At 49.7% G+C, this 24,844-nt stretch carries 22 protein-coding genes and 7 pseudogenes; 12 read left to right on the top strand and 17 right to left on the bottom strand.

What is annotated here, in order from left to right:
- The first annotated feature begins 95 nt into the window (after nt 1-95).
- On the top strand, nt 96-815 hold the full coding sequence (locus ACJHX4_RS12715; RefSeq protein WP_001066997.1) for a response regulator transcription factor: 720 nt from the start codon (nt 96-98) through the stop codon (nt 813-815).
- Nucleotides 816-2,288 (top strand): sensor histidine kinase, encoded by a 1,473-nt coding sequence (locus ACJHX4_RS12710; protein WP_000995841.1) that lies wholly within the window; start codon nt 816-818, stop codon nt 2,286-2,288. It abuts the gene before it with no gap.
- A 78-nt stretch (nt 2,289-2,366) separates the two neighbouring features.
- On the opposite strand, the pseudogene ACJHX4_RS12705 reads toward ACJHX4_RS12710, so the two are convergent.
- A pseudogene (locus ACJHX4_RS12705) lies at nt 2,367-3,144 on the bottom strand (IS3 family transposase); the annotation flags it as partial.
- Between ACJHX4_RS12705 and ACJHX4_RS12700 the strand changes: the two are divergent.
- The 4 genes and pseudogenes from ACJHX4_RS12700 to ACJHX4_RS12685 form a co-directional block, all read left to right on the top strand.
- Nucleotides 3,133-3,420, top strand: a pseudogene (locus ACJHX4_RS12700) (DDE-type integrase/transposase/recombinase); the annotation flags it as partial. The pseudogenes ACJHX4_RS12705 and ACJHX4_RS12700 sit on opposite strands and share 12 nt — an antisense overlap.
- A gap of 272 nt (nt 3,421-3,692) precedes the next feature.
- Nucleotides 3,693-4,769, top strand: coding sequence for an IS110-like element ISEc21 family transposase (locus ACJHX4_RS12695; protein ID WP_000907654.1), 1,077 nt, complete (start codon nt 3,693-3,695; stop codon nt 4,767-4,769).
- Between the two features lie 16 nt (nt 4,770-4,785).
- A pseudogene (locus ACJHX4_RS12690) lies at nt 4,786-5,094 on the top strand (integrase core domain-containing protein); the annotation flags it as partial.
- 82 nt (nt 5,095-5,176) lie between these two features.
- Nucleotides 5,177-5,434, top strand: coding sequence for a hypothetical protein (locus ACJHX4_RS12685; protein WP_000177057.1), 258 nt, complete (start codon nt 5,177-5,179; stop codon nt 5,432-5,434).
- Between the two features lie 556 nt (nt 5,435-5,990).
- On the opposite strand, the gene fecE is transcribed toward ACJHX4_RS12685, so the two are convergent.
- The 7 genes from fecE to fecI form a co-directional block, all read right to left on the bottom strand.
- A complete protein-coding gene (gene fecE / locus ACJHX4_RS12680) occupies nt 5,991-6,758 on the bottom strand; it encodes a Fe(3+) dicitrate ABC transporter ATP-binding protein FecE (protein WP_000175158.1) in 768 nt (255 codons plus the stop codon).
- The gene (gene fecD, locus ACJHX4_RS12675; RefSeq protein ID WP_000684856.1) at nt 6,759-7,715 is read right to left on the bottom strand and encodes a Fe(3+) dicitrate ABC transporter permease subunit FecD; all 957 of its coding nucleotides are present in this window, start codon (nt 7,713-7,715) and stop codon (nt 6,759-6,761) included.
- A complete protein-coding gene (gene fecC, locus ACJHX4_RS12670; RefSeq protein WP_000125182.1) occupies nt 7,712-8,710 on the bottom strand; it encodes an iron-dicitrate ABC transporter permease FecC in 999 nt (332 codons plus the stop codon). Before fecC ends, fecD begins: the two co-directional genes overlap by 4 nt.
- Nucleotides 8,707-9,609 carry a Fe(3+) dicitrate ABC transporter substrate-binding protein FecB gene (gene fecB, locus ACJHX4_RS12665; RefSeq protein ID WP_000879160.1) on the bottom strand — a complete coding sequence of 301 codons (903 nt, stop codon included), beginning with the start codon at nt 9,607-9,609 and terminating at the stop codon, nt 8,707-8,709. Before fecB ends, fecC begins: the two co-directional genes overlap by 4 nt.
- Before the next feature lie 44 nt (nt 9,610-9,653).
- Entirely contained in the window at nt 9,654-11,978 is a 2,325-nt protein-coding gene (fecA, locus tag ACJHX4_RS12660) for a TonB-dependent Fe(3+) dicitrate receptor FecA (protein ID WP_000188255.1), read from the bottom strand.
- 86 nt (nt 11,979-12,064) lie between these two features.
- Nucleotides 12,065-13,018: a ferric citrate uptake sigma factor regulator FecR gene (fecR, locus tag ACJHX4_RS12655; RefSeq protein ID WP_001068910.1), complete on the bottom strand. Its 954-nt coding sequence runs from the start codon at nt 13,016-13,018 to the stop codon at nt 12,065-12,067.
- Nucleotides 13,015-13,536 (bottom strand): RNA polymerase sigma factor FecI, encoded by a 522-nt coding sequence (gene fecI, locus ACJHX4_RS12650; protein ID WP_001283626.1) that lies wholly within the window; start codon nt 13,534-13,536, stop codon nt 13,015-13,017. Before fecI ends, fecR begins: the two co-directional genes overlap by 4 nt.
- Before the next feature lie 136 nt (nt 13,537-13,672).
- Here fecI and ykiE point away from each other — a divergent pair, with 136 nt between their 5' ends.
- Both ykiE and ACJHX4_RS12640 read left to right on the top strand, forming a co-directional pair.
- The gene (ykiE, locus tag ACJHX4_RS12645; protein ID WP_211180522.1) at nt 13,673-13,741 is read left to right on the top strand and encodes a protein YkiE; all 69 of its coding nucleotides are present in this window, start codon (nt 13,673-13,675) and stop codon (nt 13,739-13,741) included.
- 86 nt (nt 13,742-13,827) lie between these two features.
- A pseudogene (locus ACJHX4_RS12640) lies at nt 13,828-14,543 on the top strand (IS1-like element IS1F family transposase).
- A 10-nt stretch (nt 14,544-14,553) separates the two neighbouring features.
- Here ACJHX4_RS12640 and ACJHX4_RS12635 read toward each other — a convergent pair.
- A pseudogene (locus ACJHX4_RS12635) lies at nt 14,554-14,625 on the bottom strand (hypothetical protein); the annotation flags it as partial.
- A gap of 37 nt (nt 14,626-14,662) precedes the next feature.
- Here ACJHX4_RS12635 and ACJHX4_RS12630 point away from each other — a divergent pair.
- The 3 genes and pseudogenes from ACJHX4_RS12630 to ACJHX4_RS12620 all read left to right on the top strand — a co-directional run bounded on the left by ACJHX4_RS12630 (nt 14,663) and on the right by ACJHX4_RS12620 (nt 17,906).
- Nucleotides 14,663-15,853 (top strand): annotated as a pseudogene (locus tag ACJHX4_RS12630) (IS3 family transposase).
- A 150-nt stretch (nt 15,854-16,003) separates the two neighbouring features.
- Nucleotides 16,004-17,236 carry a deoxyguanosinetriphosphate triphosphohydrolase family protein gene (locus ACJHX4_RS12625; protein WP_000271620.1) on the top strand — a complete coding sequence of 411 codons (1,233 nt, stop codon included), beginning with the start codon at nt 16,004-16,006 and terminating at the stop codon, nt 17,234-17,236.
- A gap of 100 nt (nt 17,237-17,336) precedes the next feature.
- Complete coding sequence (locus tag ACJHX4_RS12620; RefSeq protein ID WP_000517641.1) at nt 17,337-17,906, top strand: hypothetical protein; 570 nt, start codon at nt 17,337-17,339, stop codon at nt 17,904-17,906.
- Between the two features lie 416 nt (nt 17,907-18,322).
- On the opposite strand, the gene ACJHX4_RS12615 is transcribed toward ACJHX4_RS12620, so the two are convergent.
- Both ACJHX4_RS12615 and ACJHX4_RS12610 read right to left on the bottom strand, forming a co-directional pair.
- On the bottom strand, nt 18,323-18,757 hold the full coding sequence (locus tag ACJHX4_RS12615) for an H-NS family nucleoid-associated regulatory protein (RefSeq protein WP_000038249.1): 435 nt from the start codon (nt 18,755-18,757) through the stop codon (nt 18,323-18,325).
- Nucleotides 18,758-19,170: 413 nt separating this feature from the next.
- Nucleotides 19,171-19,344, bottom strand: coding sequence for a hypothetical protein (locus tag ACJHX4_RS12610; protein ID WP_153274857.1), 174 nt, complete (start codon nt 19,342-19,344; stop codon nt 19,171-19,173).
- A 135-nt stretch (nt 19,345-19,479) separates the two neighbouring features.
- Between ACJHX4_RS12610 and ACJHX4_RS12605 the strand changes: the two are divergent.
- A pseudogene (locus ACJHX4_RS12605) lies at nt 19,480-19,994 on the top strand (ProQ/FINO family protein).
- 18 nt (nt 19,995-20,012) lie between these two features.
- On the opposite strand, the gene ACJHX4_RS12600 reads toward ACJHX4_RS12605, so the two are convergent.
- The 6 genes from ACJHX4_RS12600 to ACJHX4_RS12575 all read right to left on the bottom strand — a co-directional run bounded on the left by ACJHX4_RS12600 (nt 20,013) and on the right by ACJHX4_RS12575 (nt 24,348).
- Entirely contained in the window at nt 20,013-20,561 is a 549-nt protein-coding gene (locus ACJHX4_RS12600) for a hypothetical protein (protein WP_001167422.1), read from the bottom strand.
- A gap of 87 nt (nt 20,562-20,648) precedes the next feature.
- A complete protein-coding gene (locus ACJHX4_RS12595; RefSeq protein ID WP_000831910.1) occupies nt 20,649-20,807 on the bottom strand; it encodes a hypothetical protein in 159 nt (52 codons plus the stop codon).
- Nucleotides 20,804-21,040 (bottom strand): helix-turn-helix transcriptional regulator, encoded by a 237-nt coding sequence (locus ACJHX4_RS12590; RefSeq protein ID WP_000958149.1) that lies wholly within the window; start codon nt 21,038-21,040, stop codon nt 20,804-20,806. The genes ACJHX4_RS12595 and ACJHX4_RS12590 overlap by 4 nt, the downstream gene beginning before the upstream one ends.
- Before the next feature lie 68 nt (nt 21,041-21,108).
- Complete coding sequence (locus tag ACJHX4_RS12585; protein WP_001555669.1) at nt 21,109-21,684, bottom strand: hypothetical protein; 576 nt, start codon at nt 21,682-21,684, stop codon at nt 21,109-21,111.
- Between the two features lie 246 nt (nt 21,685-21,930).
- Nucleotides 21,931-22,497 carry an inovirus-type Gp2 protein gene (locus ACJHX4_RS12580; protein WP_001126815.1) on the bottom strand — a complete coding sequence of 189 codons (567 nt, stop codon included), beginning with the start codon at nt 22,495-22,497 and terminating at the stop codon, nt 21,931-21,933.
- 1,026 nt (nt 22,498-23,523) lie between these two features.
- Nucleotides 23,524-24,348 (bottom strand): hypothetical protein, encoded by an 825-nt coding sequence (locus tag ACJHX4_RS12575; RefSeq protein ID WP_001082111.1) that lies wholly within the window; start codon nt 24,346-24,348, stop codon nt 23,524-23,526.
- Between the last annotated feature and the right edge of the window lie 496 nt (nt 24,349-24,844).

Genomic DNA, 24,844 nt, shown 5'->3' with positions numbered 1-24,844 from the left:
TTCATCACATCCTCACAAGAGTTTAAAAAAAATGTGATAATTCATCGTCAAATGCTGGGGTAAAATTCAGATAAAGAATATGTGGATAACTTTTGATGAATAACGTAAAAAAAATACTGCTGATGGAAGATGATTATGATATTGCAGCTCTGTTGCGGCTTAATCTGCAGGATGAAGGGTATCAGATAGTTCATGAAGCGGATGGCGCCAGAGCTCGTTTATTACTAGACAAGCAGACCTGGGATGCCGTAATACTTGATCTTATGCTGCCTAATGTTAATGGGCTGGAGATTTGCCGTTATATCCGTCAGATGACCCGTTATCTGCCTGTGATTATCATCAGTGCCCGTACCAGCGAAACCCACCGCGTCCTGGGACTGGAAATGGGGGCTGATGACTATCTACCGAAACCCTTTTCCATTCCGGAGCTGATTGCCCGCATCAAAGCGTTGTTTCGTCGTCAGGAAGCCATGGGGCAAAATATTCTCCTGGCAGGTGGACTGATTTGCTGTCACGGTCTGTGCATCAATCCATTTTCACGTGAAGTTCATTTGCATAATAAACAGGTTGATCTTACCCCACGCGAGTTTGATCTGCTGCTCTGGTTTGCACGTCATCCTGGCGAAGTTTTTTCCCGTCTTTCACTGCTGGATAATGTCTGGGGGTATCAGCATGAAGGATATGAGCATACAGTCAACACGCATATCAACCGTCTTCGTGCCAAAATTGAACAGGATGCAGCAGAGCCAAAGATGATCCAGACCGTCTGGGGAAAAGGGTATAGGTTTTCAGTTGACAATGCAGGAATGCGATAAATGAATTGTAGCCTGACATTAAGCCAGAGGTTAAGCCTAGTATTTACAGTCGTTTTGCTGTTTTGCGCAGCAGTGACATGTGGCGTTCATATTTACAGCAGTAATCTGTATGGCAATGCAATGGTACAGCGTTTATCTGCAGGGCTGGCGCAACAGATTGTCATCACGGAGCCTCTGCTGGATAATCGTGGGCAGGTGAATCACCGGACATTAAAGAGTCTGTTTGAGCGTCTGATGACGCTTAATCCCAGTGTGGAGCTGTATATTGTCTCGCCGGAAGGTCGGCTGCTTGTGGAGGCCGCCCCTCCAGGTCATATCAAACGTCGGTATATCAATATAGCGCCCTTGAAAAAATTTCTCTCCGGTGCTGTCTGGCCCGTATATGGTGATGATCCCCGAAGTGTAAATAAGAAAAAAGTTTTCAGTACCGCACCGCTTTACCTGAGGGATGATCTGAAAGGATATCTGTATATTATTTTACAGGGAGAGGAACTTAATGCTCTTACTGATGCAGCCTGGACAAAGGCACTATGGAATGCACTGTACTGGTCGCTGTTTCTGGTAGTGATATGTGGTCTGCTGTCGGGTATGCTGGTCTGGTACTGGGTAACCCGTCCCATACAGCAACTAACTGAAAATGTCAGCGGGATAGAGCAGGACAGTATTAGTGCCATTAAACAACTGGCAATTCAGCGCCCTGCCACCCCCCCTAGCAACGAGGTCGAGATATTACACAATGCCTTCATTGAACTGGCCCGTAAAATATCCTGTCAGTGGGATCAACTTTCAGAAAGTGATCAACAGCGCCGTGAATTTATTGCCAATATCTCCCATGATTTACGGACGCCATTAACATCACTTCTGGGATATCTGGAAACCCTGTCAATGAAGTCGGATTCGCTATCATCAGAGGACTGTCATAAATATCTGACAACAGCTCTCCGGCAGGGACACAAGGTGAGGCATCTGTCCTGTCAGCTTTTTGAGCTGGCACGTCTTGAGCATGGTGCTATAAAACCTCAACTGGAGCAATTTTCTGTCTGTGAACTTATTCAGGATGTAGCTCAAAAATTTGAGCTCAGCATAGAAACCCGTCGATTGCAACTAAGAATTATGATGTCACATTCCCTGCCTCTTATCAGGGCAGATATTTCAATGATAGAGCGTGTGATAACAAATTTACTGGATAATGCTGTACGCCACACACCTCCGGAAGGCTCGATTAGGCTGAAAGTCTGGCAGGAAGATAATCGGTTGCACGTCGAAGTGGCTGACAGCGGCCCCGGACTAACTGAAGATATGCGAACTCATCTTTTCCGGCGGGCATCAGTGTTATGTCATGAACCGTCAGAAGAGCCCCGGGGAGGACTGGGATTGCTGATTGTACGCAGGATGCTGGTACTACACGGTGGTGATATCAGGTTGACTGATTCAACGACTGGAGCCTGCTTTCGTTTTTTTCTTCCATTATAACATCAGGCGGCATATTTTGGGGTGGTTATGTGTATCTGCCTTTGTAAAGGGATACAAGTTCTGTAGTGGAGCACAAAATCAGGACACCGGAATAACCTGTTTCCACTTTTCTTCATGTAAGCAAGGCGGTAAACCATCGTTGTTCGTGTGAGGTCGATAAACGTTGTAATAACCATTAATCCACTGGTTTATATCGCGTACCGCATGGCTAAAATCACCATAACCACCTTTCGGAAGCCATTCATTTTTAAGGCTGCGAGAGACTCTTTCTATCGGCGAATTATCCAGGCAATTCCCTCTGCGACTCATACTTTGCATTACCCCATAACGCCAGAGTAACTTTCTGTATTTATTGCTTTTATACTGAACACCTTGATCTGAATGAAACAGCAGGCGGCCATCACGCGGTCGTGTTTCCAGTGCATTACGCAAAGCCCTACACACCAACTCAGCATCAGCGGTTAATGAGAGGGCTGAACCGATAATCCGCCGTGAATATAAATCAACAACGAGCGCGAGCTAACACCATTTGTCCTGCAGGCGAATAAAACTGATGTCGCCGCACCAGACGCGATCTGGTGCGGCGGGGTTAAATTGCCGGTTCAGTAAATTTGGCAATGGCGGACTTTTGTCTTCGTTTACCCGGTTGTGATGTTTAACCAGCTGTCGACTTGTCAGCCCTCATTCCCGCATCAGTCGTCATGCCAGCCACCGGCCTGCATCAACGCCACTCTGGCGCAACATCTGACTGATTGCCCGGCTACCCGGCTGCGCCACGACTGAGAGCATGGAAAGCCCTCACCCGGCTTCGTAATTCAATTCTTTGCACATTAACAGGACGCTTCACCGGTATAAACGTGGTGGTCATGAACATGTTGCTATCCCTAACTACCTTGAACGGCAGTTCGCCGTGACCGAGCCAAATCAGGTGTGGTGCGGTGATGTGACCTATATCTGGACGGGTAAGCGCTGGGCGTACCTCGCCGTTGTTCTCGACCTGTTCGCAAGAAAACCAGTGGGCTGGGCCATGTCGTTCTCGCCGGACAGCAGGCTCACCATGAAAGCGCTGGAAATGGCATGGGAAACCCGTGGTAAGCCCGGCGGGGTGATGTTCCACTGCGATAGTAATAATGCCGGTATCAGTTTTTATCATCACTCTGTTTGCTGTTTAACCAGACTGGTGTGATTACTGATGCAGTGAAGACCTTCCCGCATCCTGACTCACACAGCGATCGACCCTTTGTGTCCTGCCCTGGACCTGTCGGTTGCCGGAAGCGCCTTCATGCGAGGCGTCTCCTCACCGATGCGCGTGACTCAAGAAGGGCCTGACGGTTTGTCTCGTTACTGTCCTGTCCGAGTTATCTGTCTGGAGATTCAACTCTGTTTCCTCACAGGAGCTCTGTTATGGCAGGTAAAGTTACGGAAACCGCTGTTGTGGGTGGCGTGGATACACATAAAGATCTGCACGTTGCCGCTGTCGTAGATCAGAACAATAAAGTTCTGGGGACCCAGTTTTTCTCCACAACACGGCAAGGTTACCGGCAGATGCTGGCATGGATGACTTCGTTTGGGGCATTAAAGCGAATTGGTGTTGAGTGTACTGGCACCTATGGATCAGGTCTGCTTCGCTATTTACAGAATGCCGGGTTAGACGTTCTTGAGGTGACTGCGCCAGATCGGATGGAGCGACGCAAACGGGGTAAAAGTGACACGATTGATGCTGAATGTGCCGCTCACGCCGCATTCTCCGGAATAAGAACCGTCACACCCAAAACGCGCAATGGCATGATTGAGTCTCTGCGGGTATTAAAAACTTGCCGAAAAACAGCAATATCAGCCCGCAGAGTCGCTCTCCAGATTATCCATTCCAATATTATCTCTGCCCCGGATGAATTACGTGAACAGCTCAGAAATATGACGCGCATGCAGCTCATCAGGACTCTGGGATCCTGGCGGCCTGATGCCAGTGAATACCGCAATGTTACCAACGTTTATCGTATTTCATTAAAGTCCCTTGCCCGACGCTATCTCGAGTTACATGACGAAATCGCTGATTTGGATGTCATGATTGCGGCAATTGTCGATGAGCTGGCGCCTGAACTGATTAAACGTAATGCTATTGGATACGAAAGCGCTTCGCAGTTGCTGATCACGGCAGGAGACAATCCCCAACGATTAAGATCAGAATCAGGTTTTGCGGCACTGTGTGGTGTCAGCCCTGTTCCCGTATCTTCAGGAAAAACGAATCGTTATCGACTTAACCGGGGTGGAGATCGTGCTGCAAATAGTGCACTTCACATCATTGCCATCGGACGTTTGCGAACTGACGATAAAACGAAGGAATATGTCGCCAGACGAGTAGCGGAAGGGCATACAAAAATGGAAGCAATACGCTGCCTGAAGCGCTATATCTCACGCGAAGTTTATACATTACTGCGTAATCAAAACAGGCAGATCAACAGCATCCCGATAACGGCTTGACTCTTAGAAGGGCGTCCAGGGCAGTCATTATACGAGCAGGCAGTTCCGGCAGTTATTGTGGCGATACCAGATCAGGCAGAGTATGAGCCGGCGCGGAAATTGCTGGGATAACAGCCCAATGGAACGCTTCTTCAGAAGTCTGAAGAACGAATGGGTGCCAGCGACGGGCTATGTAAGCTTCAGCGATGCAGCTCACGCAATAACGGACTATATCGTTGGATATTACAGCGCACTAAGACCGCACGAATATAATGGTGGGTTACCACCAAACGAATCAGAAAACCGATACTGGAAAAACTCTAACGCGGAGGCCAGTTTTAGTTGACCACAACAGACTACCTGAAGGGAGCCGCGGTCGCCTAGCAGTTGCAGTAGCAGGAGATCATCCAGCCGCAGTACAGGTCACGATGACTCTGGTTAATGATACCGGCTTTGACCCCGTATTTTCCGGCTCTATCGCTGAATCATGGCGTCAGCAGCCGTGCACACCATCCTATTGTTGTGACTGGGAGGCTGCCACCATGCTTCGCGCTTTCCCTCTGGCGAAAAAGGGAGAAGGACGGGCCCGTCTGCCTTCACTTTATGCCAGCTTCGGTAAGCTGGGTGAGACACCGACTCATGAAGATATCATTGATAACAATCGATCCATCAACTGGCCTGTATAACGTGGCTGCCGGTGATTAAGAAAGCTGCACCTACCTAAGTAGTAGCAAACGCACACTTTTTAGAAAAATCGATGGTCAGAAACTGGATTAGCAATTCCGTTCCAGGGTTGCTTTTGATTTACGTTGGCGTCTGATCATTGATTTATCCTCAAAAGCCCAACCTCATTGGTAATGAACCAGCTCCGTGAATGTCCGCTCTGGCACAGAGCGAAATTTTTTGATCTCCCCCCCTGAAATCTAAACTTAGTCATGTCACGTTTTGGGTTTCTAAAATTTTAACTTCGCGTTTTTCGTTGCCGTAAGGGTTATACAGAAATGTCCGTTAAGCAGAGTTCAAAATTGATTGCCGTGATCACGACTGGTTTGAAAGCCGCGCCCAAGCCTGTACAGCTCTGGTTTGCGTTGATTATGAACCTGTCAGCCTAAAGCAAGCGGATGGACGATGAGTATTGGTAATCTTTCAGAGTCCGGAAAAGTTCAGCCCCAGTCTGAACAGGCTTGCTGGCGCCAGTCCAGTTTCATTCAGTCGTGGTTTGGTTCTTACGGCCTGTGCAATCTACCTCATTAGGCACATCGGCCTGCCAGATACCGGCTCGGGGTGTATTTCCGCTTCCACGCTGAATACTGTTCTCAGCAATCCTGGGGTCATCACCTCTTCTGGTGTGCCTTGCGCCATAACATGTCCGTTTGCCATTACCACCAGTTGATCGCAGTACCGGCTAGCCTGATTAAGGTCGTGCAGCACAGCGACCACCGTTTTCCCCTGAGTCCGGAGTTCGCCCATCAACCGCATCAGGTCCACCTGGTGATTGATATCAAGATAGGTGGTTGGCTCATCAAGTAATACAACGGGCGTATTCTGGGCCAGGACCATCGCCAGAAATGCGCGCTGGCGCTGACCGCCGGAAAGCTCGGTTAACCGACGAACGGCAAGATGATTGATCCGGGTCTGGTTCATGGCGACATTAACTCGTGCATTGTCTTCAGCGGAGAGACGCCCCCAGAGTGACAGCCAGGGATTACGACCATACGAAACCAGCTCCTGGACTGTGATCCCCTCTGGCGTTAAATGGTGCTGAGGCAGCAGCGAAAGCCTGCGGGCCAACTGGCGCGATGAGAGCATATTTATGGGATTATCGCCGAGAAATACGGTGCCAGACTGCGGCATTAAAAGCCGCGAAAAACAGTTTAACAGCGTCGATTTCCCGCAACCGTTAGGACCGATCAGGGCGGTGATCTTCCCCGTTGGCAGTGAGAGTGAAACGTCGTTAAGTACCTTGTCTGTCCCGTAACTGACCGTCAGATTTTCAGCTCGTAAAGTCATTTATCGCATTCTCACAAGCAACCAGACAAACCACGGCGCACCGATAATGGCGGTCAGCACGCCAACCGGGAGCTCCAGTGGGGGATGAATAATTCTCGCCAGCAGATCGGCAACCACCAACAGCAACGCACCTGTCAGGGCCGAAACAGGCAGCAGTCTGCGGTGACGTCCACCGGTGATGCTACGCATCATATGCGGCACCACGAGACCAATAAAGCTAATCGGGCCGCAGGCGGCCACGCCGGTAGATGTCATGGCGACAGCTAGTAACAAAGCCCAGAATCGGGTATGGGGCACCGACACACCGAGCGTGGTGGCGCGCGCATCGCCGAGTGCAAGGAGGTCGAGATCGCGGCAAAAACTCAGGCTCAGCGGCAGAAATAAAATCATCAGCGGGATGGCAATCTTCACAAAGCTCCAGTCACGGCCCCATAAGCTGCCGGTCAGCCACAGCAGGGCGTTGTTCACATCCTGCGGGCGCGAGAGCATCAGATAATCCGTCAGGCTGGCCCAGCATGCAGAAAGCGCCACGCCGGTGAGCGCCAGCTTCATCGGCTGGTGGGTCTTTGCCAGCATCTTCAGCAATATCAACCCCGCCATGCCGCCCGCAAAGGCCAGCAGCGGCAGCACCATCACGGGCAGTGACGGCATAAGAAGTAGAGCCCCCACAGAGGCCAGGCTGGCGGCATGGTTAACGCCGAGAATATCCGGTGATGCCAGAGGGTTGCGCACAATCCCCTGTATCAGCACGCCCGCTACGGCGAGGGCTGCACCGACAAACAGTGCCAGCAGCAAGCGCGGCAGTCGGTACTCCATCAATACATAATAATGCTCGCGTCCGGCCTGCCAGTCGGTCAGCAGCGCGCGCCACGGCACGGGGATCACTCCCATATGGAGTGATAACAGCGCACAGCCCGCCAGGGCAAGGGTGATGAAAATAACCAGCGCAATTTTCATCCTCGCCTCCTCACAAGCCAGACAAAGCAAGGGCTGCCAATCAGCGCCAGCACTGCGCCTGCGGGCAGATCTCCGGGGAAGGCCAGCGCGCGTGCGAGTACATCTGCCAGCAGCATCAGCGTGGCCCCCAGCAGCATGCTCACTGGCAGTACGTTGCGCTGATCGAAGCCTGCCCAGAAGCGCGCCAGATGTGGCACCAGCAGACCGATAAACGCCACCGGACCTGCCACGCTGACGCACGCACCAACCAGAAGCAGCACTAACATATTGATGACCAAACGTAGCCTCGTCAGGTTCACTCCCAGCGTATGGGCGGTGCTGTCGCTGAGGTTGAGCAGGTTCAGTTGATTCGCCAGCAGCAATACGACAGGGACTGCAGTGACCACCACCGGCAAGAGCTGCCAGACATCCTGCCAGCGGGCGTGGGACACTCCGCCTGCCAGCCAGTAAAAGATGCCGTAAGCATGATCTTCGGCCAGCAGCAGGGTGATGCGGGTAAGGCCCATACAAAAGGCCGACAGCGCGATACCCGCGAGGATCAGTTTGTTTCTGTCATGGGTATGACGAAATCCGCCTCCTGCGGTCATGACCAGCAGCCAGCCCACGCCGCCCCCGCATGCCGCGATGAACGACAGAGAATAGCCTGCAATCGGCGTCGGACTCAGCGCGCTGGTAAGCGCCATAGCCAGCGCCGCGCCGCTGTTAATGCCGAGCAGTGAAGGAGAGGCCATTGGGTTGTGGGTCAGGGTTTGCAGCAGCGTGCCCGCGAGCGCCAGGCTTGCGCCGATCAGAACGGCGACCAGGCTTCGTGGCAAACGAAGGTTTTGCACCAGCGCTTCTGGTAGCGTTGGCGTGTGTCCAGGCAGCAGGGCGCGGGTTGCATCTGCTCCGGAAACAGGAATGGCCGAGTAGCAAAACAGACTCAGCCAGAAAATAATAATAAGTGCTGCAACGGGAAGCCCCCACAGCAGCACCGGGTGTTTTATCGCGGTCATTTCACAACGGTAAGCGGCTGATGGTGGAAGATTTTTACCGTGTCAGCGGCAATACGCTCTGCAGCAAAAATACCGCGCATCCGCGCCCAGGTGTTACTGTCGACCGAAGCAACCTGCTGCTTCTGCGCGGCGGTTAACATCTGCCAGAGCGGATCTTGTTGCCAGCGTTTAACAATGCTCTCTTCGCGATAGTGGGCAACCAGCAGCCAGGCAGGATTGACCGCCAGCAGTTGCTCCAGGCCGATGGACGGCATGGACGCACCCGCCATCGCAGCGGGAACGTTCAGCCCCAGAGAGGCCAGCACGCTGCCGGTCCAGGTCTCCTGAGTATGCAGGTTGAATTGCTGTTCGCGTGATGTGCCAAAGGCCACGCGTGTCCCTTTGGGAAGCTGGCTGGCCCACTGCGCCATCCTCTCTTTATGTTGTTCCAGACGTGCCTGCATCTCTCGCTTTTTACCCACCATTTCGCCGATGATAGCCGCAGATTGCAAATTTTCAGCGTAGGTTTCGTTGCGGGACTTAAGCAGCAGTACCGGCGCGATTTGCTGCAAGGCGATGTAAACCCCCGCATGGCGACTGCTGTCGGCAATGATCAGGTCTGGTTTCAGAGCGGCAATGGCTTCCAGGCTCGGCTGCGCGCGCGTTCCGACGGACTGCCACGGTTTCAGGTGCGCACGCACTTCGGGCAGGATGCGTTTTGCATCGTTATCGTCGGCAATACCGATCGGGCTGACGTCCACGGCGGCCAGCGCATCGGCGAACGAGAGTTCCAGCACCACAATCCGTTGTGGCGTTTTTTCGAGTGTAAACGTGCCGTGTTCGTCCTGAACCGTGGCGGCAAAGGCGTGGCTGATCACCAGCAGCAGGCCTGCAAAAAGAAAACGGATAAATGCCAACATAATCACATTCCAGCTAAAAGCCCGGCAAGCCGGGCGTTAACACATCAGAACTTCAACGACCCCTGCATATACAGCGTGCGCGGCTGGCCTGCATAGATGCCTTTGTTGTTGTCGTTATAAGAGCGGATGAAGTAGTCCTGGTCGAAGATGTTTTTCACACCGAATGCCAGGTTCAGATCTGCCATCTGCGGGCCAAAGTCATACGCCACGCGTGCGCCCCAGAGCATGAAGCCGGGAATGCGGCCGGTACTGCCGTCGGCGCTCTCTTTCACCGTATTGGCGTTATCCGCAAACTGGCTGGACTGGAAATCGCTGTTCAGATTGAACGTCCAGTTTCCTGGCTTGTAGTCCACGCCCAGCGTGCCTTTATGTTTCGGGGAGAATGGTACCAGATTGCCGTAGGTGTCGCCTTTCTCGCGGATTTCCGCGTTCACATACGCATAGCTGGCGTAGATGGAAACGTTATCAAGCGTTGGCGTTAGCGTACCCAGATCGTAACGTGCCTGCGTTTCCAGCCCGGTATGGCGCGTTTTGCCACGTGCAGTGACGGTGTCGTTGGTCTGGTTGGAGTCGTACTGATTGTTAAAGTTAATCAGGAACAGCCCCATTTCCGCCGTCAGCGCGCCGTCGTCGTAGCGGGTACCGAGTTCCCAGGTTCGCGCTTTTTCCGGTTCCACATTGCCGCTTTGCACAGCCTTGCCAATCTGGCTGTACTGTACGGTGCCGAACGAGCCTTCAGTGTTTGCATAAAGATTCCAGCTGTCAGTCAGGTGATAGAGCACGTTCAACGCCGGAAGCGGTGCGTTATAGCTCACTTCTTCGTGCGTGCCTGTGATGGCGTTGTTCTGGTATGACTCGATATGTTCGAAACGCATACCCGGCGTGATGGTCCAGTTGCCGATGTCGATTTTGTCATCCAGATACCAGGCGTGCGCCTCGGTGCCGGAACGCGTATCGCGGTCGTAAGGGCTTGAGCCGGACGGCAACTGCCCGCTGCTGGTGGCGGTGTAGTAACGCATTTCATGCGTTGATTCATTCAAATAGCGATAGCCCACGCCCACTTCGTGCGCGGAAGGGCCGATCATAAAGATCTGGCTGTAGCGTGGCTCAATACCGCGCACCCAGTAGTTACGCGGCGAGAGGGTGATGCGTTTGCCTTGCTCCAGGTAGCCGCTGCGCAGGGTTTGGGTGTAGAACCCCTGAATGTTGAATTTATGCTGGCTGTCTGGCTGGAACTGGTAGCCCAGGCTCGCCAGCTTGCGACGACCCCAGAAGCGGTCATACGGGCGGGTGGATTGCCAGCGATCGGCGTCGTAATCCGCGCGAGACAGGCCACCGGGCATGTCGGCTTCACCGTCGTAATATTGCAGCAGGCTGTTGAAGGTGTGCACCTCATCCGGCGCATATTTGCTTTTCAGCATCAGGTCGTCGATGCGGGTGGCGCTGTGCTCGCGCCAGTCACTGCCGCGCGTGCCGGAGTAGAGCAGCGCGGTGCCAAAACCGTTGTCCGCTGTGCCGCCCACCATCAGGTTGTGCGTCTCTTTCGGGTTGTTTTGTGAAGAGGTTGGGCTGAGCTGACCTTCCACGCCCGCCTCGATACCAAAGTCCTGCGGAATGGCACGGGTAACAAAGTTCACCACGCCGCCCACGCTCTGCGGTCCGTAACGCACCGCACCACCACCGCGTACCACGTCAATGGCATCCATGTTGCCGAGCGAAACGGGAGCCAGTGAAAGCTGCGGCTGACCGTAAGGGGCGAAGGGGACGGGGATGCCGTCCATCAGGACGGTCGAGCGGCTGGCGAGGCGCGGGTTCAGGCCCCGGATGCCAAAGTTCATCGCCAGGTCGTGGCTGCCGGTGCCGTTGTTTTCCGGCGCGCTGACGCCAGGGATGCGGTTAAGTACCTCACGCATGGTGGTTGCGCCGGTTTTGGCGAAATCCTCACGGCGGATCACGTCACGCGCGCCAGCATGTTCAAATACGTCGTTTTCACGCGCATCACCCAGCCAGTCGCCGACCACGGTCAGGGCATCTTCTTTTGGTGCGGGCGCGGGCTCCAGCGTCCAGCTGTTATTTCCCAGCGGTTTTACCTGCAGTCCGCTGCCGTCCAGCAGTTGTTGCAGGCCGCTCTCGACGTCGTAATCGCCGTGCAGGCCGTTGCTCTGCTTGCCGCGCGTCAGGCTGGCGTCAACCGAGAGGGTAAATCCGCTGTGTGCGGCATACTGATTGAGCGCTTTATCGAGCGATCCCGGTGCGATATTAACCTGTGCAGCAAAAGCGGAAAACGAGAGACCGGCCAGCGGCAGCAGGCTCAGGCGAATGGCGTTAACCAAAGGTGTTGTTTTACGAAAAACGCGTAACGGCGTCATACCTTCCCCATCATCATTTTTGTTGTGTTCAGCTATGAGTCGAACGAGAAGGGTAAAAAGGACAATCGAAATAAGAATTATTTTCCTTACAGTGGTGAAATGTTTATCCAGTACCGCGTAATAGACTGAATTTTAACGGGAAGCGTTTGCGCGATAACGTTCAGGATCGCATCGGTATTTTTCAGCGGGAACGTCCCGCTCAGGCGCAGCCCGGCAACGGCGGGATCGCAGCGCAGCACGCCGTTGCGGTAACGGGTTAGCGTGGCTATCACCTCACCCAGCGGTTTATCGCTGAAGCTCAGGATGTCCTTCGTCCAGCTTGTACTCTCGTCATCCAGCGGTTTCACTGCGCCAAACTCAGAGGCGCTGAACTGCAGGCTTTCACCAGCGTTCACGATGCGTTTTTGCGCGGGGGCACTGGCGAGAAGCACTTCCACAGCGTGCTGCTGAACGTCAAGCTGCGTGAAATTATCCTGCTGGCGGACGGTAAATTCTGTCCCTAAAGCAGTGAGCTGGCCCTGACGGGTCAGGACACGGAAGGGGCGTTGCAGGGCATCTTTCGCGGTAGTAATGGCGATTTCACCGTACCAGAGCCGGACGGTGCGCTGATGCGCATCAAAACGCACATCCGCCGCGCTTTGGGTATTCAGCGTGAGCAGGGAGCCATCTTCCAGTTGCTGACGGCTGACTGTGCCTTTGGCGGTGCGGTAATCTGCCCGCAGGCCTTCGCCGGTTTCCGACTGCCAGAGCTGCCAGCCTCCGCCTGCGCCGAGCAACAGCAGTAATCCTTTCATCACGTGACGGCGGGTGAGGCGGGTATCGTGCAACGCCCGGCTGGCAACGTCGCCAGGCACACCGCCAAGCTGGTTGCGCAGGTTTTCAACCTGCTGCCAGGCCCACTGGTTATCCTGATCCTGTTCATACCACTGTTGCCAGCGCGCTTCCTGTTGTGGGCTGACGCGCTCGCCGCTTAGCACGGCATACCAGTGGGAAGCTGAACGCAGCGCCTGACGGCGGGAATCGGTTAACAAAGGATTCATAACCCATACTCCAGACGGAACAGCAGGCAGTGCTCGACGGCTTTCGCCACGTATTTTTTCACGGAGCTGATGGAAACACCGAGTTTGTGCGCAATCTCGCTGTATGTCAGACCATCCAGTTGCGAAAGCAGAAACGCTTCACGTGTTTTGCCGTTTAGCCCGTCCAGCATGCTGTCGAGGAGTTGTAGGGTCTCGAGTTGGCTTTCGCGTTCCTCAGGTGAAGGCGCTCCCCCCTCCGGCATAAGCGCCAGCATCTCCAGATACGCTTTTTCCAGCGCGTTTCGGCGAAACAGGTCCACCATCACGCGTTTGGCGATAGTGCAGAGGAAGGAGCGAGGATCGCGGATCGTCGAGAGCGTTTCGCTGACCATTACCCGCAAAAAAGTGTCCTGGGCAATGTCATCTGCATCAAAAGCAGACTGGAGTTTGCGCGTCAGCCAGCTTTTCAACCAGCCGTGATGTGTGCCATAAAGCGACTCGAACGTTAAGGAAGCTGTGGTAGTGGCGCGGTCAGACATGCGGAGTGCATCAAAAGTTAATTATCACGTAGTCATATTAATATGAGAATGGTTATCATTACAATTGGAAATAAAATTGTTTCCAATAGACATTTTTAACATGTTGTTTTTCTAAGTGTTATAAGGTAGGTATAAAATGGGATGGAGCCTCTGCTTCTGGCATGTGTCGGTCAGAATGACTCATGATGTGGTCTGCTATTATTGACATCCTCACTGCCCTAAAGGATGGGGATTTCGGTAATGCTGCCAACTTACTGATTTAGTGTATGATGGTGATTTTAAGGTGCTTGCGTGGCTTCCATTTCCATCAGATGTCCTTCCTGCTCCGCTACTGAAGGCGTGGTGCGTAACGGCAAAAGCACTGCCGGACATCAGCGCTATCTCTGCTCTCATTGCCGTAAAACATGGCAACTACAGTTCACTTACACCGCCTCTCAGCCCGGTACGCACCAGAAAATCATTGATATGGCCATGAATGGCGTCGGATGTCGCGCCAGTGCACGCATTATGGGCGTTGGCCTCAACACGGTTTTACGTCACTTAAAAAACTCAGGCCGCAGTCGGTAACCTCGCGCATACAACCGGGCAGTGATGTGATTGTCTGCGCTGAAATGGACGAACAGTGGGGCTACGTCGGTGCTAAATCACGTCAGCGCTGGCTGTTTTACGCGTATGACAGGATACGGAGGACGGTTGTGGCGCACGTCTTCGGTGAACGCACTCTGGCCACACTGGAGCGTCTTCTGAGCCTGCTGTCGGCCTTTGAGGTCGTGGTATAGATGACGGATGGCTGGCCGCTGTATGAATCACGCCTGAAGGGAAAGCTGCACGTTATCAGCAAGCGTTACACTCAGCGCATTGAGCGACATAATCTGAATCTGAGACAACATCTGGCAAGGCTGGGACGGAAGTTACTGTCGTTCTCAAAATCGGTGGAGTTGCATGACAAGGTCATCGGGCATTATCTGAACATAAAACACTATCAGTACATAAAACACTATCAGTAAGTTGGAGTCATTACCTCCTCCCGAACTCAAAGCTATCATACAGATAATTACTGGTTAACCCTATATAGGGCATTTTAAAGTGTTGTGATCTTACCCAGCAATAGTGGACACGCGGCTAAGTGAGTAAACTCTCAGTCAGAGGTGACTCACAAGACAAAACAGTTTCAACCAGTAAAAAAACGTAAACAGCATTCGCCTGAATTTCTCAGTGAAGCCCTGAAACTTGCTGAACGCATCGGTGTTGCTGCCGCAGCCCGTGAACTCAGCCTGTATGAATCACAGCTCTATGCGTGGCGCAGCAAACTGCAGCAACAAATGAGTTCGTCAGAGCGTGAAAGTGAACTGGCCGCTGAAAATGCCCGCCTGAAGCGGCAACTGGCGGAGCAGGCAGAGGAACTGGCTATCCTCCAAAAGGCCGCGACATACTTTGCGAATCGTCTGAAATGAAGTATGTCTTTATTGAAAAACATCAGGCTGAGTTCAGCATCAAAGCAATGTGCCGCGTGCTCCGGGTGGCCCGCAGCGGCTGGTATACGTGGTGTCAGCGGCGGACAAGGATAAGCACGCGTCAGCAGTTCCGCCAACACTGCGACAGCGTTGTCCTCGCGGCTTTTACCCGGTCAAAACAGCGTTACGGTGCCCCACGCCTGACGGATGAACTGCGTGCTCAGGGTTACCCCTTTAACGTAAAAACCGTGGCGGCAAGCCTGCGCCGTCAGGGACTGAGGGCAAAGGCCTCCCGGAAGTTCAGCCCGGTCAGCTACCGCGCACACGGCCTGCCTGTGTCAGAAAATCTGTTGGAGCAGGATTTTTACGCCAGTGGCCCGAACCAGAAGTGGGCAGGAGACATCACGTACTTACGTACAGATGAAGGCTGGCTGTATCTGGCAGTGGTCATTGACCTGTGGTCACGTGCCGTTATTGGCTGGTCAATGTCGCCACGCATGACGGCGCAACTGGCCTGCGATGCCCTGCAGATGGCGCTGTGGCGGCGTAAGAGGCCCCGGAACGTTATCGTTCACACGGACCGTGGAGGCCAGTACTGTTCAGCAGATTATCAGGCGCAACTGAAGCGGCATAATCTGCGTGGAAGTATGAGCGCAAAAGGTTGCTGCTACGATAATGCCTGCGTGGAAAGCTTCTTTCATTCGCTGAAAGTGGAATGTATCCATGGAGAACACTTTATCAGCCGGGAAATAATGCGGGCAACGGTGTTTAATTATATCGAATGTGATTACAATCGGTGGCGGCGGCACAGTTGGTGTGGCGGCCTCAGTCCGGAACAATTTGAAAACCAGAACCTCGCTTAGGCCTGTGTCCATATTACGTGGGTAGGATCACATAACCTGAAATGGCACTAATGGCCAGAGCTTACTAATACATAATCCCTACAGGATGTAGCCACCAGTTTTGTTCATCCGGTATTCTGATTTGGTAACATGCTCCAGAAAGGAAGAAATATGTACTGCAATGAATTAAAAGAATTTGCGCAAGAGCAGGAACAAAAACTTATCAGTGCGCTTGCTGATACCAGAGAGCACCCGTCCCCCGATGGTGAAACAAGAAGCCGGGATAATTATCAACGGGATTACGCGCGTATTCTGTATTCATCATCATTTCGCAGGCTGCAGGGAAAGATGCAACTTTTTGAAATTGATCCTGAAAAATTCAACAGAAACAGATTAACGCACAGTCTTGAGGTTGCTCAGATCGCCCGAAGTATCGCGTCAGACCTCAAACTGATTAACCCGGTGGTGGTTGAACTGGCAGCGCTGGCGCATGACATCGGAAATCCTCCTTTCGGTCATTCCGGTGAAAAACTGCTTAATGAACTGTCTGAAGAAATCGGCGGCTATGAAGGTAATGCACAGGCGCTACGTATCCTGAGAAAACTGGAGAAGAAATTTTCATACTGCAACGGATTAAATCTGACTCACCGTAGTTTACTTTCGGTTGTTAAGTATCCCATCCCCCGCGCTGCAGCTACTGCCGGCAAGTTCATTTATGATGATGATTACTATTTTTACATTAACCTGCTTGCTGAAAATCAGCTCGATCTGAATCCCGGAGAGAAAACGATTGATGCGCAGATAATGGATCTCGCGGATGAGATTGCCTATGCCGCGCATGACCTGGAAGATGCCCTTAGCAGGAACATGGTCACGATTGAAGATATTGAATATGAGTTTCAGATTTCTGACGAATTCCGGGGAGCGAGGGAACAGTTCAGGGAAATCGTTACTCAGTCGAGAAACACCGCTTTTCAGGCTAACTTACTGAAAACCTCAGAAGAATTTGCCATCATATTCCGCAAGGAGTTAACTTCAAATATTGTCAATCGCCTCGTTGCAGATATTTCTGTAGTAACGAACCTGAATGGTTTTCAGGAACTGGGATTCGGGAAACTGAATGCGTTATCCGAAGGGCTCAAAAAACTTCTCTTTAAAGTCATCATGCGAAAACGTAATATCCTCACCTATGAGTTCAGGGGAAATAAAATAATCAGGGATTTATATGACTTTTACAATGAAGGAGAGAATTATAAATTTCTGCCTCCTGAACTTAAATTCACCTTACCCCAACCAGATTCCTGTATATTTAAAATCAGCAAAAAACGAGCAGTGGTTGACTATATTTCAGGTATGATGGATACATTTGCAGTCAAGGAATGGGAAACTCACTGTCTGAAGTAACACTGTCGATTACCAGAGGCGCATATTTTCCCGTTATGGTTATTGCGCCTTTATTCTGTTTCGGTGACAGGTTATTTTTAAATATTCTGGAAATGCGTTGATGGGCAAGAACAATCACCCTGAAAATAAATACAGGAAATGGTTTTCCACAGCAATAACATATCTTATTGCAGGTGGTTTGTGCTGGTATATGTTGTGGGCATCCGCCATATCTCATTATACTGTTTTACAAAATACGGTACCTGAATGGACAACATATTTTTGCACCGGTATAACCACCGGTTCTCTTTCTTTTATTTATGCATTTTATATCCGCACCTTTAACAGAACATTAAAGTATTTATTAAATGCATTCACGGGGGGATTTTGTCTTGGATTTATACTGAGTCTGAACTGTTACGATGTCTGTGTTTATCTTTTTCCGGATAAGGTTATTAGCTATGAATCTGAATATGATGTTGTTTTTCCGGGACCATCAAGAGGAAAGTATGGACATTGTGAAGCGGGACTCTGGTTGAAAGTTCAAAACACTTCCAGATGGATACAACTTTGTACAAATAAAGAGTTCCTGCGCAGTCACCATAAACAGGGGATGGCAGGTGTATGGGTAACAGCTCGTGTTAATAAAATTGGGTCGTATATCGTGAAATATGAATTTATCTATATGTAGGTAAAAGCTGACATGTTTACCATGGATGAGTTGCTATATTTTTGCGCATACAGGAGTAATCGATTACTGGCTATACTAAAAATACAGAGAAAAGCTATCCCGGGATAAAGATTACCAACTCACAGAGACAAGCCTTGCCTTATAAACAGATAAATATCATCAACACAGATTCAGAAGCTGAAGCAGTAAGCCATGGTAAACTGCCTGCTGCCAGTACAGATAAAACAATCAGTCTCGCTGACTGGCTCTTATCACTATCGTTATTTCATAACTCTACAGTATAACTCATTTATCTTTATTGCCATATATTAGCATGAAGTCAGGCATTTTCATTCCCTGCCGATAATATATCAACTCCGGAGAAGTGTTTACTATATATTCCTTGATATTAATACAGATCAAAATATATATTGCTGTTATTCATAATCAGGACCAGATGATACTTCCTGAGATATAAGAAAATCATCAAGAGAACCTCCGGCTTTTATAGCCTCTGCTATGGCCTTAGGCCGACGTCCTTGCCCATTCCAGTACATTCTTTTACCGTTATCGTCATACTCGTATTTATGCCCTCCTGACACACTTTTTCTGCCTGCCTGTGATTTTTTGCCAAATTCACGATAAAAATCTTCCAGAGATATACCATGTTCATCCATGAGTGATTTGATAGCTTTCATATTTTCCTTTCGCTCATCACGTTGCTGAATAGCTATGTCAAAGTTTTCCTTAACCTTATTTAAATCTTCATCAGACATTTCTGTGACCAGTTTTTTAACAAAGTCAATACTCAGAAGTAATGCCCGGTAAGTAATGAACTCTTCATTTTCAACAGAAATTTTCTTCTTACTCATTTATTAACACTCAGCTTTTCATTCATTTATGGCAAATCCTATCAGGTGATTTGCCATAAAAATAATATATGTATCACATTTTTCGACACTTAATCGTCACTTCCTTTCCGAAGGAAAGGCCATCGCAGAAAGTAAGAGAACGTTCTTTGTATTTGATACTTAGCGAAATTGCGCCGGTCACTACTTGTCTGAGTCCATTCACTTTCGTTAATGTTAATGAGAAAACCCGCAGTATGATGCGTAATTTCATCAAACTGATGAAATTCGGTAGCAATCATATATCTGGTGTAGCCTGCATATTCGCAGGAAAACGAATATCGATTATACTAATGGACTAACAATCTCCAGCCTCTTCAAGAAGATGTTATAAATACACACAGATACTGATTCTCATCCCTTTCAGGCCTGGAACACTATTTCTGCTTTTTAGCATCATCTGGTAGCGATACTTTCCAGGTATGTCGCCCCATTTTTGTTCGTCTCCATTTTTTTAAGAATTGTGCAAGTAAAAAACTTTTTACCTCTCCTGGAACTGTCGTATTTGCTGATATTGTTCGTTTGTCTAAAGAACCTGCTGGTCTTGTCATTAATATTACCTGCTGATTGCTTCACACCCGGGCTCCTCGCACTGCGCGCGGGTTATTGTTTCGTTTTCAGCCCCGGGGTCGCCAAGGCTCTGGATGGAGTACTACTTCCATTGACAGCATGAGGTAACAATACTGATGGTAACGCTGACCATTAACCGTAAACCACAGGGCATTTTCAGTAAATCACCGGCAACGCCGCTGCAGGATAAAACGAACACTGCACACAACGTGAAGGCCAGGGAACGGATACCACAGTTGAACGATAAACAGAGCCCTGCTCTGCTGAAAAAACACCGTGGCGGCATATGACAAAACGCCAGCGTAAAAACCGTAAGCGTATTAATCGTCTTGTGGAACTCTGGCCTGAGTTATTCAACCGGGAAAAACCCCAACCGCTTAAAGTTGAGATACCTGACGACCTGATACAGGATATCGCCATCAGAGAACTGGCGTTTGGCGCTGGTACATTACACGCGGCAGTGGCGTCTTATGTGCAGTCTCCGCACTATTAATGTGCGTTAATGGCAGATGGCGCCCGTTACGATCTGAAGGGGCTGCCGTGCGGGGAAGTGACACTACAGGAACAGAAAGAGGCAGAGGCCCGGCTAATGGTGCTGAATGACCGACAAAAAGCCAGAAAACCTCGTTGACTACACAACTGCGCTGATTCACTGAGCTGTAATCAATGTACAGCGCTGTACCGGACGATAGATAATGGCGGTCACAACCGGTAACCCCAGAGACAATGCGACTGTTTTTAACGCAACATACTGGCCAGATGTATCACCCCGGGCGACCTGAAAACGCTTTTCCACCCGGCATTGTCCGCCAGCACTTATCACCTGCCAGCTCTGTTGCAGTAAATCCACCACTTGCGAACATTCTTCATCAACTGTCACACTGGCTCGCGGATGGCAGAAAAGCTCCTGGCTGAACAGCAACAGGCATCGTATTGTTGCTCCTCCATGTTGTTCCCGCAACCAGCGTAATACCACCGGCGAGGATGGACTGGCCGTGTGATTACGCTCAGTAATACGTTCGTGCACCTGTCGGTAAAAGGAAGTACAGAATGCATGAATCTGTTGCCCGTTGATATTTCCTTCTGCCGAATGGAGTGTGAAGTAAAATGCCAGCAAATGCGGCCAGTGGTCCACCGCCTGCTGAATAAAACGCCGGATGTCTCCCGGCTCTGAAATTAATGCTTCGGTTATTTGCACGAAATGTTCCTTTTCAAACCCTGTTGAATTTTGTTCAGCCGGTGCAGACACACGGGAAGGTGCGCATCAACACCGGTGTAATGCCAGTTATAAACAATGTGAATGGAATGATGAATCAGTCAGGAAAGAGCTACAATCTGCTGGCTGACCGGAGAGGGTCAGCAGGAAGATGAACGGTAATGTCGCCAGCACCAGGGACAGGGCTGATTTCCGCAATACCAGCGCTGGCATTGCAACACGTTTCATGCTGCTGCTCCTCGTGATTCCTCAATTCGCTGCTGCATCCACTGCTCCACTTCACTTTTGTACCAGCGGCTGCTGCGGCCCAGCTTGATGGGTTTCGGGAAATGGCCTTCACTGATCAGCTTGTAAAACCATTTATCTGTCATACCGGTGAAACTGGTGATGTAGTTCATGTCGATCAGGGGATCGTCGGCACGCAGCAACACGCAGTCGTGGCCTGTCATTGAGGTCAACATGGTCAGAATATCCTCTGTGAGATTTATGAAGGTTGTGCGAATGCGGGGAAAGGTGCTGAGCCGTATTCTCAGAACGGTCCTGCAGATCCGGGATAGCCGGGATTACCGGCGAGGCAACGGGCTTCCGGATCGCACACACCACGACGATCGCGGGCGAAATCACTGAACGCCCAGATCAAATCTTTGAGGATGTCTTCGCAGTCCGGTGAACGACTGTCCAGCACCACATCCCGGGTTATCTGTTTCTGGTACGGTGCCGCTTCCCCCGGTGACGCGAAGCCCAGTACGTTGCTCCAGGCATCCAGAATCAGCCGGTCCAGTTCGGGGCCGTCGAAATACTCCTGTCTGACGCACAGCACCACATGATATTCCGGCTTTTCCGGATGGCGGGTCAGGAGCCAGCAGAGGTCACGCCCGGGTGTTGCATTCATCAGCGCGCTGACCGTTTCAATAAAGTCCATCCCTAACCAGGTTCTGCTGCAACTAAAGGTGTTGTCATGTTCCCACGGCAGACGAAGCAGGATCCGCCGTACCCGGGAGCCGGACTGCTCACGCAGCGCACGCTCAAGGACACCGACGATTTTGTTCTGATAAGACGGCCAGAAGGGTGCCATGCTATAGTCGAAATAAGGAATAGCATTCATAAGATATGTTCCGTTATGCGCAGCCCACAATGCGTCCTGCCCGTGAATGAGCTGACGTGTTATGGCTTGCGGATGAGATTGATGGAATAAGTGAAGAACTGAAGCAGAACGGGAAGATAAGGGAAAGAACACTGGATGCAGGTTCAGGGGGAATGATCTCCGTTGACTTCGGTTCACATCATTAATCAAGGCGGTAAGTTTTTACCGACGGAGTGTTTCCAGGAGCGGAGGCTCAGGCCTTAAGCTTCAGAAGTGAGGCTTACGAGGACGCCCTGCAGCAGGACGTTCAGGAACTTCATTGCAGCCGTAGGCACACAGCCCGTCTTTTTGCTCTTCTTTCGCCAGATAATGCAGGGCACCGCGAATATTATCGATGCTTTCAGGATCGTTGTGGCGCACAGGAATGTTGATGTTGTATGTATAATGCGGCTGATATGTACAGCGGTGTGCCGAACCGCTGTTATGTGTAATAGACCGCCAGCATTCCGTAATCCGCTCCGCAAAGGGATATATTTTTTTAACCCTCTGACGATCGATCCAGAAAACGACATGCGCATGAAAACCATGATCAGCCGTCCATTCAATCACCCAGAAGAAACCAACGATATTTTCAAATTGTTCCACCTGCTCCAGCAGCATACGCAACTGCAATTCAAGCCAGCGATGATCAGGTTGTAAGAAATCAGGCGTATCTTTCCTGTAGAAGAAATCCATGCGTAAGGCCCGCAGGCAGGAATAGCGTGCCATCATTTGATTGATGTGATTGTCAAGTAAAGCGGTAAAAAACCAGTTTGGTGTGTAAGATTTAGGCATGTTGATGACTCCTGAAAGTTAATGATGTTTTAAGCTCTGTGAGCGAATTAATGCTTTCGCTCATAATCAGATCTAAAACGGTAATAACTTACAGACGGTATTTATCAGGCATGCTGTAGCAGAATGGATGGATAATTTTCATTTTGTTTAACATACAAGATAATCAGAAACGAACAAACATAATCAGGAATCTCTCCTGTCAATTTCATTGTTTATCCTGCGCTGTTAAACATGACGGAATCATGGATACCTTATCAAAGAGTAAACATTCAGTTAATCAGTGACGACTGAAGAATTGAGGCTCACCAGAATGGTTAAAACACTTCAGATAAACAATCATTGTTAATCCAATACAGTTCATGATGGATAAATTAAAATCAATTGCTGTTTCACTAAAGATGAAAACAGATAGATATCAGCAATAACGTAGTAGAGAATAACTTATCTGAATATCATATGAGTTACAGTAATTATGATTGAAGGATGGAGTGAATACGATAACAAGAGTAATAGTAATGGAATATGCAAAGATTGAGAGTGAGTGAAGACAGGAAGTAAATAACAATAGAGATCATATAAAAAGGGAGTGAGCAAAGAGCATATAAAGAGTAAATATAATTATAGTAATAAACCTAAATTAAAATTATCCATGTTTGATGAGTAAAAATAATGTTAGGAAATGAACCTGTTTAAAAACTCGTTATCATAGATTAACCGTTCAGATGCTCAACGAACTCAATAAATTGGCTGAGTCTAGTGTATTAACTCAGACCTGATCTGACAGTTACCGGTTATGTAAACATTTATCGTTGCTGCCAATGCTTGGATTATTGTCCTCAAGGTATTCGCTTTACTTACAAGCTAATTTTGAAACAGATGTCGCGCTATTTTAGGAAGAGAATCTATGCAAAAGTTTGCTATGAGCGAGGAGCGGATGTTTATGATTGTTATCAACGAGGCCCCGTGTCTAACAATCTCCTGTGTTAATAAGCAGGGGCTGGAAACTTTGAATCAAAATGTTCATTCTTAACGCAAAGCTTCTGCGATAGTAGTAATATCGGGAAGTGAAAAGCTTCCTCCCCCCATAAAAAGTTTGTAAAACCTTTCACCTAACCCTGTAAATTCTAATCCTAAAGGGATGATATCATGCCATGCCAGCAAAGATACATAACCATTTCCGCCAGCACTCCTAACGCAGACTAATCCCAAATTATACAGAGCATAAATTTCTTGGAGGAGTGCTACAGTACTTGCTTGCATATTGGCATTTTGGGTTCGATAGTCATGGCTTCTCAGATTTTGAAAGTCAGAATATTGTGGTTTCATCATGATCAAACTCATAACACAGAGCTGCCGATACGTCAGTGAATCGAACAACCGGAGATAGTAATTCGCTTCTTCTGTACTCACTCCCGGAGAGTAGACCATATTTGCATAAAAATTCCCTAGAAGAAGAATCTTCTTTTCCTCATACTCTTCACGCGCCCTTCTTAACGTCCCCTCCAGAATTTCTTCTGCATCACTGCGTTTTCCTTCTTCAGAGTTAAAGAAATCATCTTTTCTGGGTTCATTACCTGACAGAGCGACCTTTTCAATTTTATTGAATGCAACTGCAGCAGCAGCACCAACGCGGACTTTTTCGCGTGCAGACATCGTACGATCAGCCACATCACCGAGAAGTTTTGCACCAGCTTTCGCGACAATCACCCCTAACGAACCAGCCCCGGCAGCCCCCACAGGGCCAGTTGCAAAAAAGCCAATTGCACCGCCAACTGCAGCGCCAGCTATCTCTGCACCTATCGAAATCAGCGATTTGGCTTTTTCAATATCTTCTTCGTTTGATCTATTCATAGCTTTATCTTCTAGGACAGAATAATGGATGGTTGTAATGAAGATACCTTTACCACATGAAAATCATTAACTCCACATTACCTGATGACAGTGAACTGTTGTCCGTTGATTAACGCGCAATAATGCTATTCAAATGGATGTTTGACCACCTGGAACTAACCGCTGTAATGACATCTATTTTTGGTATAGAGGGGACCAACCGGCGTGTCCTCAGGTCCGATATGAGCGAGGAGCGGAAGTTCAAAATTTTTCATAACGACTGATAAGAACAACACTAATTTTCGAACTTACTGGTACAAAAAATTTCCATAATCTTATAAAAAGTGGGGGAGTCAGTATGGTTCAATATTTGAAATACTACTTGTTTATGTTGAGAAAATTTTAAGCTTGACCTGGTTACCAGATTACAGCCGATCAACACCTAGACATCGAAACTTAGAGGTACCTCTGCTTTCAGGCATACTTAGAGGTCTATGTCTAAACCACCCGCTATGCA

The organism is Escherichia sp. WS2035, from assembly GCF_046487065.1.
GTDB lineage: Bacteria > Pseudomonadota > Gammaproteobacteria > Enterobacterales > Enterobacteriaceae > Escherichia > Escherichia coli.
This window is presented reverse-complemented; position numbering and strand designations above follow the sequence as displayed.